Consider the following 12550-nt stretch of genomic DNA (forward strand, 5'->3'; position numbering starts at 1 on the left):
GATGATTGCGCGCCGCTTTAATTTGACTAACAATGGCCTTGGGAAAGTGGCCCAGGTTCAGACAGTCGGGAGTATAGCCGCGAAGGCTGCCAGAAGCTTGTATTACAATTCACACTTCTGAGAATCACCAGTTAGGAGCATATCTATGCGTATCGCAGTCCTCAGTCCCATTTCATGGCGGACCCCTCCTCGCCATTACGGGCCATGGGAGTCGGTCGTGAGCCTGCTCACGGAAGAACTCGTACGATTGGGCTTGGATGTGACTCTTTTCGCCACCGGGGATTCGAAAACCAATGGCAAGCTGGTCGCTGTGTGTCCGCGCCCGTATTCGGAGGACCACTCAGTGGATCCAAAGGTTGCTGAATGCCTGCACATATCGGAGGTTTTTGAGCGTGCCACAGAATTCGATCTCATTCATAATCATTATGACTTTCTACCGCTCACATACTCCGCGCTGGTTGACACGCCGGTGTTGACTACGATCCACGGTTTCTCATCGCCGTCCATCATACCGGCCTACAGAAAATATGATGCGCGGAGCCACTATGTAGCGATCAGCGAGGCAGATAAGTCGTCAGAACTCGATTACATAGCCACTATCCACCACGGTATTGACATTGCGCAATTTCCCTTTTGTGAAGCTGCGGGGGAGTATCTATTGTTTTTTGGTCGGATCCATGCGGATAAGGGCGTACACGAAGCGATTCAAGTGGCACAGCGGGTCGGAATAAAGTTGGTGATTGCCGGCATCATTCAGGATCAGGATTACTTCGCCACTCGAGTGGAACCTCATATTGATGGTACAAATGTAGAGTATCTGGGTTCTGTGGGGCCTGACCGAAAAGCGAAGGTGCTAGGACGCGCGCTGGCACTATTGCATTTAATCAATTTCGAGGAACCTTTCGGATTAAGCATGGTTGAATCCATGGCGTGCGGAACGCCTGTCATCGCGTTTACTCGTGGGTCAACTCCAGAGATTATCCGACACGGTGAAACCGGCTATGTCGTCGAGGATATTGAACATGCCGTGAACGCGGTCGCGGTGGTGAAGTCGATTGACAGGTCCGTTTGTCGGGAGGACGTTGTGCAGCGCTTCTCTCACACACGCATGGCACGCGACTACGTTGACGTGTACCGAAAGATCTTAAATCTGGGAGCAGGCGATGACCGATGAGCAGTTAGTGACGCGGTATAAGGGCAATCCGATCCTCACGAAGCACGATATCCCCTACGCCGTGGAGACGGTTCACAATGCAGGTGCGTGCAAGTTTGCGGACAAGTACGTCTTGCTATTTCGCTCCCACCTGCGTAATGGGCGCTCGATAATCGGCGTCGCATGGAGCAATGATGGTTACAAGTTTCGCGCGGAACCCGCGCCATTTATGGTGCCAAGCACCGAAGGCGTTTTCGCAGTGCACGAGGAGTACGGCATCGAAGACCCACGAATTTGCTGCATCGCGGGTGAGCATTATATTACTTACAGCGCTTATTCCAGGTTTGGCGTGCGCATCGGTTTGGCGAAGACGCGCGATTTCAAGACAGTCGAGAGAGTGTCGCTAATTAGTCAGGCAGACATGCGCAATGTCGTGATTTTCCCGGATACGTTCAACGGTCGTTATGCGCGGCTGGATCGGCCCCACTCGGAAATCAACCCCTGGTGCATCTGGCTGTCCTGGTCACCGGATCTGGTTCACTGGGGCGATTCGGTGCCGGTGATTCAGCCTGTCCCGTATCATTGGGACGAAATGAAGATAGGTCCAGGTGCGACGCCTATCAAGACGCCCAACGGATGGCTTTGTATTTACCATGGCGTGTTTCCAACGATGGATGGTGCCGTGTATCGCCTGGGTGTGGCACTTCATGATCTTGCCGACCCCTCCAAAGTTCTCGGTGTTGCTGACGATTGGATACTGTCACCAGAGGATCCGTGGGAGTTAACCGGTTACGTTCACAATGTAGTTTTTACCTGTGGTGCTATCGCCGAGGACGATGGTACCGTGAAAATTTACTGGGGCGGCGCAGACAGCGTCATGTGTATCGGCGTCGCGAAGATCGACGACTTGGTTGAGCTTTGTCTGAAAAAGGCCCGACCGCCTTTGTTATGACTGCGATAGTGCTCAAATCAGTACCGTCCAGGGTACTGACAAGTTAACGGCCGCTGCACGACAATCGCAGAATGAAAAGATTCGATTCGCTGTACAATCGCCACCGCTTTCCTCCGGAGATTATCCAGCACGCGGTTTGGCTTTACTATCGCTTCAATATGAGCTCCCATGATATTGAAGGTCTATTAGCCGAGCGCGGGGTTTCTATGCCGATATCGGCACAGTTGTATGCCAGGAGATCAGCCGCCGCCTGACCTTGCTTTCGCTGGGCATTGGGCCATTGAACGTTTGTTGGAGTTGGATTTTCGCTGTTTAGGACCGCCTCCACCTCCAGTTAGCGCTGCCTGGCGCCCCGACATATTCGCAGTTGATCTACTATTCCACAAAAAGCTGCCGTAGCTGACGAACGCCAGCACCAACGCAGTATTATTTCTTTTGGCCGGACTTTTGATCGTGAAACCAGCTTGCCGCTCCCAGGAGCGCAGGATGTTTTCCTGTCATGAGATAAACCGGTATATTTTCCAGGTAATCACGCATCAGACCCTTGGCTTGGAAACCACCCATAAAATCGCTTTCCAACAATATGGCCTCAATTCTTGGTAAGATTCCGCCACCCAGAAATACGCCGCCCCTGGCGCCATATATCAACGAGACATCACCAGCGATTCGGCCCAGTAGATGGCAAACAAGGTCCAGTGTTTCCCGGCAGGCAGGGTCGGTGCCGGCTACGGCATGAGCGGTAATCTGCTCCGGCGACAACGCCTCGGTTGCTCTTCCCTCGATGACCGCCAACGCTTGGTGTAGCCTGACCAGGCCCGGACCCGACAGCAATGACTCTGCACAGACGTATTCCAAGTCGTCGCGGATCAGCTCGAGTATTTGAGCGGTCTTGTCGTTGTGCGGTGCAAAAGCTATATGCCCGCCTTGACCCGGTACCGGCTGCCACCCAACCGCCGTCGGAACCAGGGCCGCGATTCCAAGACCTGTACCGGGGCCGATAATCGCTCGTGGCGCATCGGCGATAGGCCTTCCCGCATGGACAACAGTGAGCTCATGCGCGCTGATATTGAGTGTCGAATAAGCCAGGGCTGCGAAATCATTGATGACCTCCAGTCGCTTCAGGCCAAACTGTTTGCGCAGGCCGGAAATTGAAAAATTCCAGTTCTGGTTGGTCATCTGTACATGATCAGCAGTGATAGGGCCCGCGATCGCGATACAGGCATTGGTGGGGCGCTGGCCGGTCAGGGTTGCGATGTAAGCATCCAGGCAGCTTTCAAGGCCGTCAAATTCCTCGGTGCTCCGAGACCATAGGTTGCAAATTTTATAATCGGCGTTAGTTTCGTTTCTGCCGGTTACCAGTCCAAGACAAACGTTGGTACCACCAATATCCGCGACGATATAAGGAAACATGAGACTCCGTACGTTTACGTCAGGCTGGGTTATTCCAACCCGAGCTGATCCGGAAAGCTGACCAATACACCATTGGTCCAACCAAAACCGTCCTGCACCGTGTATGTACCGCCTTCGTACGTGCAGGCTGAATTTCGTTTCTACTTGCCGATTTTATGCCGTTTTTCTACTTTGATGCCAAAAGAAGTTATCCCATAGGGCACATTCCAGCGCACCGTAATGACCCTTCGCCGCAGGCCGAATAAGGGGGTCAAATCCGCTTCCTCCCCGGGTGTAGGGCGCAAAAAGTCCCCGGACCCATGCTATCGCCAATAATGCGATGATCCACATCCATGGAAGACGTAGTCCGTCAGACTGTTTTTGGTTCAAAGCCCAGGCATCGTGAGACTGACCGCAGCTTGTAGACTGCCGGAAAATTGCCGGGATCAGTCCGGACCCGTTATGACTTGTTGGGAAACTACGTCCACGAGCGTCTCCAGTATAGCTATTAAAAACAAATACTTATAACCGCCCTAATGCCTTCACACGGCAGAGGTCACTGGTTCAAACCCAGTATCACCCACCATTTTTCTCTAAAAAGGGGACAGATTTATTTTTTACTGTGGGCGCGGCTTTAGCCGCGATTGGCGTCCCAATCGGGTCTGAAGACCCTCGTATGGTGTGCTTTTGCTTCTGCTAGTTCTCGTACTCGGCGAGCAGCGCCTGGAAGCGGGCGTCGTTGCGCAGCGCTGCAAAATGGGAACTCGTATCGATATTGGCGAAATCGTTATAGCCGCTGGCCAGGGCGTCCGCCAACGCCGCGAGGGCCTTGTCCATGTCGCCGAGGCCTGCGTGGGCGGCAGCGATGTCGCGGAGTAGCCTCGGGCTTTCCCGTATCTTTCGTGCTACCTCGAACGGGGCCAGCGCCTTGCCGTATTCACCCTGCGCGAGATAGACACGGCCGAGCCTACGGGAGCCGCTGAGGAAAGCCGGGTTGATCCGTAACGCCTGCTCCAAGGCAGCTACGGCTTCTTCATATCGCCCCTGCATCTCCAAGGCCCATCCGAGCTGGTAGTAGTTCCACAAAAAGGTGGGATCGAGGCGGAGGGCCTCCCGTGCCGCCTGCTCTGCCTCCACCGGCTCGGGTGAATCCTTGCTGTTGAACGCCCAGGCCAGTTCCTCCCAGGCGTAGGTGTTTTGCGGGTCCAGACGGATCGCTTCGTGGAAGGCGACGATTGCCGCTGCCCACTCTTTACGAAGCCCATGGATGTCTCCCAACACCGCGTGTGCTTGGGAGAGTCCCGGGTCGAAAGCAAGAGCCCGACGAGCATATTCCTCCGCGCGCGCGAGATTATCGCCAGTCCCCTCACCGATCCAGACGTAGTAGGACTCGACGAACGCCAACCCCACGAAGGCCAACGGGTAGGCAGAGTCGAGCGCCAGGGCGCGGTCGAAGTGCTGTCGCCCAGCATCGAGTTTCGCGGGACCGTCGACGCCGAGGTTGAAGGATTCGATCAATGCCCATCCTTGCAGGTACGCGTCGTACGCGTGCGGGTTCTCGGTGTAACGACGGCGGACGGCTGCCTCCTCCATGGGGCTCAACGCCAGATGGAGCGCATCGACGATCTTGAGCGCGGTCTCCTCCTGCACGGCGAAGACATCCTTCCGCAAAACCGAGGACATCCACACCTTTTCGTGGAAATCACCGCACTGCTGATCGCCCAAACAATCAGCCAGACGGATATTTACAGGGTTTGCTCAGAAAGTCTGTGGGTGTCCTTTGTTTTTAGTGGGTGTCCTTTGTTTTTATTTTATTGAAAAACTCTGTTTTCGCGGCCAATGAAGAAATCCTGGCTCCGTGGCAGCGACAGCCTTCTAGAAGAAAACCCGTTAAACCAATATGATTCCACCAACGTCTAATTGATTTCCATCGGTGGTAATTATGAAGAAAATCATCCTGTTGTCTCTGCTTTTGTTAATCGCCGCGGCTGGAATCCTTGCTTATCGACATCTGGATCGTGGAAGGATGACCACGGAGCCCGTTTACACCAGCCTGCTTGGTTCCGTTTCAGAAAACGAGTTATTTTCGCCCCGTGATCCAGGCACAGTCATGGGGTTCGATCCTTCCTTTCGTCATATTGGCGGGCAGAAATTCGTGCTGTACGGAGTAGCCGATACAGAGCAACACTTCTTTGTCGAGACGACTGCCGACAATAAATTAAGGAGTCTTTACTGGATACAGTTTGAAGAGTACCTGCCGGATAATTCGCATCAATATGATTATGAGGATTCCCCGTCTCGCCTGCGAATCAATGACTATGACTTTTACCTGGATACTGCCGCCGTTCACTTAAACCCAAAGAAAAGAAAACCTGGTACCGATGGCTCACTCGCCAGACAATTTGTGCTAAGCAAAGGTTACACGTTTCCTGAGGATTTCGCCTATGCCCGGCTTGTTTATTTGACTGATGCATCGCGACGCAAGGAGCTGATGATAATTTTCATAGACGATCTTGCGCCACTCGGTTTGACTGCTTCGGATCTGACCGAAGATGGTGAAGAGACTGAGCGTTGGCCCGAGATAGAAAAGAAACTCCTGGATAAAATCCTTAGGACCTTGACGCTGATTCCTCATCAAAATTGAATTCCTTTTTTCTGATTTATCGAAAACCTAGGAAAACCTAGGACATCCACACCTTTTCGTGAGAATCATCGCACTGCTGATCGCCCAAACAATCAGCCAGGCGGATATTTGCAGGGTTCGCTCAGAAAGTCTGTGGGTGTCCTTTGTTTTGTTCGAAAAGGGGGCGGGTTTATTTAAAGGCTTGCAAACGCAGTACCCGCTGGATTTTATCGCGCCAGCCAGCGGGGACACCTGCCTCTTCCGCATATGACCGCCAACGCGACACCGTTTCCTGCACTTCTTTGACAATTGCCTCGGCGCGCCCGCGTTTCATCGAAGCCGATTTTGCACAAGCCACAAAATCAGCCAATACGAAATCGTCCCGTTTGCCGTTCATGGTCATCTGGTGACTGGCCGTCCATACACCGGACGGGTTGTAGCTGTAGGTCATGTCAAAGGCAGGCGCGAGGGACCAGTTGCCGGCTTTATCCATCAAAAAGGCGATGTTCTTGACATGGTCATCCTGGTTGCGGGCAACGACATTGAACACCATGCGGCGGAACTGCTCCTCGGTCGCATGCATGGGCAAGTCCAGTTGCCGAATCACCAGCAGTGCCTGTTCATAGGCATAGGCGCCCGCATTGTTGAAATCGTAGTGCGCCAGCGCACCCAGCGACTGCATGTGGAGTTTCCCGCCACCGACAGGCCGGTCGAAGCGCCGGGTCATGAAGTGCTGCCGGCCGTTTTCTTCGAACAAGCGGCACTCGCTCATCGTAATGCCGCAATCCTCGGCCATTTTCCAATAGGCGTATTCGATCACCCCGTACCCTTGCGGATCTTCGAGCTCCTTGTCCTTGTTGCCTTTGACACCGTCAAACTTGAGCAGCCAGTATTCGAACCCCTCGCCCGCCTGAACCTGGCCAGAGCGCACTTCGTTGGTCGATCGGTTCCAGGCGATCACCGCTTTGGCGCGTGCGCCACCGGCCGAGGTGCCCACCCGCAGAATATCGTTCAGCGCCTGCTCCTTGCCGGCATCGGCGAAGGAAACTCTGAAGTCGTTGCGATGCGTCAGGACCTCCGTTGCCAACTCAACCAGTTGATCGATTTGAACCTGGTTTGCCTCAAGCGCTTGCGGCCCGATCGCAGGGGAAAACTCCAGGGCGCCCATCCCCCGTTTTCCCGTATAACAAAGCCGTTCGATGGCATTGAACGAAATCGGCTGCCGACCCTGGGTGGCCAACCAGGCATCGATCAGCGCATTGCCAAATCTGTCCGGGAGCGAGTCCGCCAACAGGCCCGGTAATCCATAAAAGGTCTCTCGCGAGAGATCGGCAAAGGTATAAATGCGGGCGGAAAGCGGCATGGCAATCGGCGAAATTTCGATACCGCTATCGGCGAAGGCCGCATCATACTCGAAGGCGGCCACCTGCCCGCCGTCCTCGAGCGAAACCGCGCCGATCGTGCGCCCCCAGAGTTTGACCTCGGCGACGGCGCTCATGGGTCGTCACTCCACGACCACGCCTTGCCGGTCTGCTCCGATGGTCTGCGCTTTGAGGCGCGTTGCCGCTCCTTGCCCTTGTTCCGTAGCAACGCCAGCGGGCTCGGCCCGGCTTCCGGGATCATTTGCTCAAGGCCCGGCAACAAATCCAGGACACGCAAGACCCGGATGAAACTCGACATTTGCGCTGAAGCCCCGGACTCAAGCCGCTCTACCGTGCGTTTGGAGACGCCCGCCTGTTCCGCCACATCCGCCTGGGTCACCGACAGATCGAGCCGGCGACGCGCAACCCGCTTGCCGATTTCGGCAAGAATGGCCTCATCTGCGAGGAGTTTGTTGATAATCATAGTCGTCACCTTAGACGAATTGTACACATAATATAACTTATCTCGTCAATTCTTACGAGTTATAATGCATATTATTGACGAGATTGAGGCGCCAGATGGGTCGAATTTCAGCGTGACTTGTGTTTATTTCGGCAATTGTGGCGAATTAAAGGGACACCTGGCTGCGGACCGATTGGTGTCCGCCCAAGAGCGGTTTCGGGCGCTATCGGCCTCCCCCATCGGGCCTGAAGGCCCTCCCACGATACTCTCCCGCCGCTTTGGGAAACCGATTCGAATCAGACGCGCGGGTTACCGGGTTGGCTGTATTCGCTTGTCAGATTCCGATTATCTGGTTTAACCCATCTACGATTTCCGCCAACTGCTCCGGCTCAACAGTGCCTAATTTCCTGCCAATTTTGTCCACGGACAAAGTGCGTATCTGGCTGATTTTTACCCAGGACGGTTTCGGTAATTGCCTGGATTCGAGGGGATAAGTGAGAGGAAAACGAGCTTTTTGTGGCTGGCTCGTCACGGCCATGGCAATAACAGTGCCGGAGCGTTTGTTGAAAATATCATGGCTTAGCACAAGCACTGGCCTGCGCCCGGCTTGCTCATGGCCACGAGTTGGATTGAGTTCCGCCCAGCGGACCTCACCCCTTAATATTCGGACCATTCAGACAAATCCTCCGTCAGGCCTTCCTCTGCCAAAGCCTTTTCATCCTCCGGATCCAGTCTTGCACATTCCTCGGCCAGAAGACTGCGATTCAAACGAGTCAGTTTTTCTTTTACCGCCTCTTGAATTGCGCGACTGCGATTGGGAAACACGCGTTTTTTCACCAACGCATCAACCTCGGCCAACAAACCGGATTCCAACGTGATTGCGATTTTGCTACTGCTCATGCGAGGCCTCCATTAGTATGATTATTGGTCATACTTTTAGATTCGTCAAGGAGCATAAATAGCGCATTCAGGCAGGAAAAGGGGGCGGACCTCTTTTTCTATATGAAGTTGTACTGCTTGAGTTGCTTGCGGGTCATCAGCGTAACGGCGCGGCGCCGTATTCCGGACAGTTTCTTTTCCCACTCGTCATCCAGGGTGATCGGTATTTTCCCGGTCGCGAACCGCATCGGGTTACCGGCCACCGAATGCGCCATGCTCAGTTCCGCCATGCCGGCATAAATGTGTGCCACCTGTACGGTGGCTGGGTTGACCGCAAGAACGCCGGCGACGAGGCTGGCAATGGTTGCGCGCGGCCGGTCGACCAGGTCCTCGTAGCGTAACTGCGTGCACCGGCCCGCATCGTACATGGCTGACAAAATATTATTGGCCAACCGCCATTCCACACCGGTACGCAGCGGATTGCCGATCGCCATGTTCTTTTTCTTCCAATGGACTTCCGGCCGCAGTTTTGTCTTCAATCTGGAAAAAGCCACCGCCCTGCTGTCGCGGACCAGGTGAACGACGTGCACATCATTGCCAAACAGTTCCTTCATGATCAACGCATAGGCCGGTTTTTTCGATGAATCGACGATTACGCGGGCCCCGGTTTTCTCGAAAATGCGGGAAACCAGGCGGCGCAATGCGTGCTTGTATTCATCGAGTCGATCCGAGAACTCCCTGGGCCTCAGGGACGGATTCAGCAACAACGGTATGGCATTGCTTTTCTCGGCCACTTCTTGCACCCGCAAAACCCGCCTCGCATAGGCTTCCCGGGTTTCGGCCGCCGGCAGGTCTGCAACGATATCCCGCCAGTACCCGCAGGAGCGAAACGGCGTGCCACAACCACACAACTCGTCTCCCAGCAGGCCGCGAATCCACAGGCAGCGAAGCTCGCCGACCGTGACGAAACCGGCAATTTCGCCGAGCAGCCGGTCGAGCAAGGTGCTGCCGCTGCGGCTATGCCCGGCAATTAATATTATTTTTCTCATTCGGTTTTTTTTCGTTTTCCTAAATCAAGCATAGGACAAAACAAGGACCTTTCCCATCGGGCCTGCAGGACCTCCTACAACAAATAAATCTGCCTCCTTTTTTCTAGCTCATCAGCTCCAGCAATTCCTCGGTCCGCGCCTCCATCAGGGCTTTGTCGCCACGGCTTTCGACATTCAACCGCACCAGCGGTTCGGTGTTGGACGAGCGGATATTAAAACGCCATTCGGCAAACTCCATGCTCAGCCCGTCGATGTGATCCACGGCGATGGCGTCGGCGGCGTAATGGGCCTGCAGTTTTTCCATGACCGCAGCCGCATCGTCGATCTGCCGGTTGATCTCGCCGCTGGCCGGGAACCGCGCCACCCGGTCGACCACCAGGGCGGACAGACTCTTGCCGCTGGTCGATATCAGTTGCGCCACCAGCAGCCACGGCAGCATGCCGCTGTCACAGTAGGCGAAATCCCTGAAATAGTGATGCGCGCTCATTTCACCGCCATAGACGGCGTTTTCCGCGCGCATCCGCTCTTTGATAAACGAATGCCCCGATTTGCTCATCACCGGTACGCCACCGCTGGCCTCGACGATAGCCACCGTGTTCCAGGTCAGCCGCGGGTCGTAAATAATCGATGCACCGGGCTGGGCTTGCAAAAACACCTCGGCCAGCAGACCGACGATGTAATAACCTTCGATGTATTGGCCCAGCTCGTCGAAGAAGAAACAACGGTCAAAATCACCGTCCCAGGCGACGCCTAAGTCGGCCCCGGAGGAAATCACCGCATCGCTCGTGCTCGGCCGGTTCTCCGGCAGCAGCGGGTTCGGAATGCCGTTGGGAAAATCGGCATCCACCTGATGATGCACGCGGACGAATTCGAACGGCAACAACGGCGCCAGCCGGTCGATCACGGCGCCGGCGCCGGCATTGCCCGGGTTGCTGACAATTTTCAGCGGCTTCAAATCGTCTGTGTTGACATAGCCCAGCAGATGCTCGATGTAGGCATCGGCAATATCGATCGGCGTGGCCGCCGATTCCGCCCCGCCGGGGTCCGTCGAATCGTCCGACTCGGCCAGGCGGCGGATGTCCTCGAGCCCGGTATCGGCGCTGATCGGCCGCGAGTCCTCGCGGACGAATTTCAGCCCGTTGAAATCGATCGGGTTGTGGCTGGCGGTGACCATGATCCCGCCATCCATGTGCTCGTGGAAGGTCGCGAAATAGATCTGCTCGGTGCCGCCTTCACCGATGTCGAAAACCTGCACGCCTTTGCTCACCAGACCGCGGGTCAGCGCCTGGCACAGTTCCTCACTGGTATGACGGATATCGCGACCGACGACGATGCGCCCGGGTTGCAAGTAGTCGGCAACCGCGCGCCCGATCCGGTAACAAATATCGGCATTGAGCTGGTCGGGGACGCGACCGCGGACATCGTAGGCTTTGAAACAGGTGATTTTTGCCATCAGAAATTATTGTCCCGCCAGTTTCATCTTGCGAACGCCCATCGGGCCTGAAGGCCCTCCCACAGGTTAATCCGTTCGCCCTGTCCGGCCGTAGGTATCTTCAAAACGCACGATATCGTCTTCGCCCAGATACGAACCCGATTGCACCTCGATGATATGCAACGGCTCTGTTCCCGGGTTCTCGATGCGGTGCTTGGTGCCGATCGGGATAAAAGTCGATTCGTTTTCCTTCAGATCGAACACCTCCTCGCCGCGGGTAATCCTCGCGGTGCCACGCACCACGACCCAATGTTCCGCGCGATGGCGATGCATCTGCAATGACAACACGCCGCCGGGATTCACAATCAGGCGTTTGACCTGGAAGCCATCGCCGTGATCGATGCTGTCGTAGCTTCCCCACGGCCGGAACACCTGGCGGCCAAGTTCCGTTTCGCTGCGATCCTGCTCCTTCAGCCGGGCCACTACCGCCTTCACATCCTGCGCGCGGTTTTTCGGCGCCACCAGCACCGCGTCCTTGGTTTCGATCACGACGTGATCTCTAAGCCCGACCGTCGCCACCAGCCGGTGGCCGGCATAAACATAGCAGTTGAAGCTGTCTTCGATAACGGTATCGCCATAAACCGCATTGTTGTGCTCGTCGTTGTCCAGCGCATCGTGCAGCGAAGCCCACGAGCCGACATCGCTCCAACCGGCATCGAGCGGCACCACCGACGCGCGATCGGTCTTTTCCATCACCGCGTAATCGATCGAATCCGCCGGGCAGGCCAGGAAAGCATCGGCGTCGAGGCGGGTGAAATCGAGATCGCGTTTCGCCCCGTCAATCGCTTTGCGACACGCCGCCAGCATCTTCGGCGCGAATTTCCCGAGTTCAGCCAGAAAATCGGCGGCCGCAAACAAGAACATCCCGCTGTTCCAAAGATAATTCTCCGAGGACAGGTATCGCATCGCCGCGGCCAGATCCGGTTTTTCCACAAACTCCTCGACCGGTCCCGCAACGCCGGCTTCCCCGCCTTTTCGAATATAGCCATAGCCGGTCTCCGGGCTGGTCGGCACGACCCCAAAAGTCACCAGCCGCCCCTCGTCCACCAGCGCCAGGCCGCTGGCGACAGCCTGATGGAACGCAGCGGTATCGGCAATCACATGATCGGCGGGCAGAATCAGGATGCGGGCTTGCGCGTCGCTTGCCATCGCCAGCAACGCGGCGACCGCCGCAGCCGGTGCGGTGTTT

The 12550-nt window shown here is 55.6% G+C and carries 13 protein-coding genes and 1 pseudogene; 4 read left to right on the forward strand and 10 right to left on the reverse strand.

Annotated elements, in window-relative coordinates:
- The first annotated feature begins 145 nt into the window (after positions 1-145).
- The 3 genes and pseudogenes from IIA05_10985 (at position 146) to IIA05_10995 (ending at position 2311) form a co-directional block, all read left to right on the forward strand.
- Positions 146-1174, forward strand: a complete 1029-nt coding sequence (locus IIA05_10985; GenBank protein MCH9027625.1) for a glycosyltransferase family 4 protein — start codon at positions 146-148, stop codon at positions 1172-1174.
- On the forward strand, positions 1164-2105 hold the full coding sequence (locus tag IIA05_10990; protein ID MCH9027626.1) for a glycoside hydrolase family 130 protein: 942 nt from the start codon (positions 1164-1166) through the stop codon (positions 2103-2105). The genes IIA05_10985 and IIA05_10990 overlap by 11 nt, the downstream gene beginning before the upstream one ends.
- A 71-nt stretch (positions 2106-2176) precedes the next feature.
- A pseudogene (locus IIA05_10995) lies at positions 2177-2311 on the forward strand (IS6 family transposase).
- A gap of 220 nt (positions 2312-2531) precedes the next feature.
- Here IIA05_10995 and glk read toward each other — a convergent pair.
- The 3 genes from glk to IIA05_11010 all read right to left on the reverse strand — a co-directional run bounded on the left by glk (position 2532) and on the right by IIA05_11010 (position 5219).
- On the reverse strand, positions 2532-3515 hold the full coding sequence (gene glk / locus IIA05_11000; GenBank protein ID MCH9027627.1) for a glucokinase: 984 nt from the start codon (positions 3513-3515) through the stop codon (positions 2532-2534).
- A 29-nt stretch (positions 3516-3544) separates the two neighbouring features.
- Positions 3545-3613 (reverse strand): hypothetical protein, encoded by a 69-nt coding sequence (locus tag IIA05_11005; GenBank protein MCH9027628.1) that lies wholly within the window; start codon positions 3611-3613, stop codon positions 3545-3547.
- Positions 3614-4190: 577 nt separating this feature from the next.
- The gene (locus tag IIA05_11010) at positions 4191-5219 is read right to left on the reverse strand and encodes a tetratricopeptide repeat protein (GenBank protein ID MCH9027629.1); all 1029 of its coding nucleotides are present in this window, start codon (positions 5217-5219) and stop codon (positions 4191-4193) included.
- 217 nt (positions 5220-5436) lie between these two features.
- Between IIA05_11010 and IIA05_11015 the strand changes: the two genes are divergently transcribed.
- Positions 5437-6138 carry a hypothetical protein gene (locus IIA05_11015; GenBank protein ID MCH9027630.1) on the forward strand — a complete coding sequence of 234 codons (702 nt, stop codon included), beginning with the start codon at positions 5437-5439 and terminating at the stop codon, positions 6136-6138.
- Between the two features lie 169 nt (positions 6139-6307).
- Here the strand turns inward: IIA05_11015 and IIA05_11020 are convergent, their stop codons facing one another.
- The 7 genes from IIA05_11020 to IIA05_11050 form a co-directional block, all read right to left on the reverse strand.
- Positions 6308-7615, reverse strand: a complete 1308-nt coding sequence (locus IIA05_11020; protein ID MCH9027631.1) for a type II toxin-antitoxin system HipA family toxin — start codon at positions 7613-7615, stop codon at positions 6308-6310.
- Positions 7612-7962 (reverse strand): helix-turn-helix domain-containing protein, encoded by a 351-nt coding sequence (locus IIA05_11025; protein MCH9027632.1) that lies wholly within the window; start codon positions 7960-7962, stop codon positions 7612-7614. The genes IIA05_11020 and IIA05_11025 overlap by 4 nt, the downstream gene beginning before the upstream one ends.
- Before the next feature lie 313 nt (positions 7963-8275).
- Positions 8276-8614 carry a type II toxin-antitoxin system PemK/MazF family toxin gene (locus tag IIA05_11030; GenBank protein MCH9027633.1) on the reverse strand — a complete coding sequence of 113 codons (339 nt, stop codon included), beginning with the start codon at positions 8612-8614 and terminating at the stop codon, positions 8276-8278.
- Positions 8599-8841, reverse strand: coding sequence for a ribbon-helix-helix protein, CopG family (locus IIA05_11035; protein MCH9027634.1), 243 nt, complete (start codon positions 8839-8841; stop codon positions 8599-8601). Before IIA05_11035 ends, IIA05_11030 begins: the two co-directional genes overlap by 16 nt.
- Positions 8842-8939: 98 nt before the next feature.
- The gene (locus IIA05_11040) at positions 8940-9869 is read right to left on the reverse strand and encodes a sulfotransferase (GenBank protein ID MCH9027635.1); all 930 of its coding nucleotides are present in this window, start codon (positions 9867-9869) and stop codon (positions 8940-8942) included.
- A gap of 103 nt (positions 9870-9972) precedes the next feature.
- Positions 9973-11322, reverse strand: a complete 1350-nt coding sequence (locus IIA05_11045) for a phosphomannomutase (GenBank protein MCH9027636.1) — start codon at positions 11320-11322, stop codon at positions 9973-9975.
- A 66-nt stretch (positions 11323-11388) separates the two neighbouring features.
- Positions 11389-12550 (reverse strand): mannose-1-phosphate guanylyltransferase/mannose-6-phosphate isomerase (locus tag IIA05_11050; GenBank protein ID MCH9027637.1); only part of this gene is annotated, 1162 nt, incomplete at its 5' end.

The sequence above is a fragment of the Pseudomonadota bacterium genome, from assembly GCA_022572885.1.
In the GTDB taxonomy this organism is placed as follows: Bacteria; Pseudomonadota; Gammaproteobacteria; order Steroidobacterales; family MnTg04; genus MnTg04.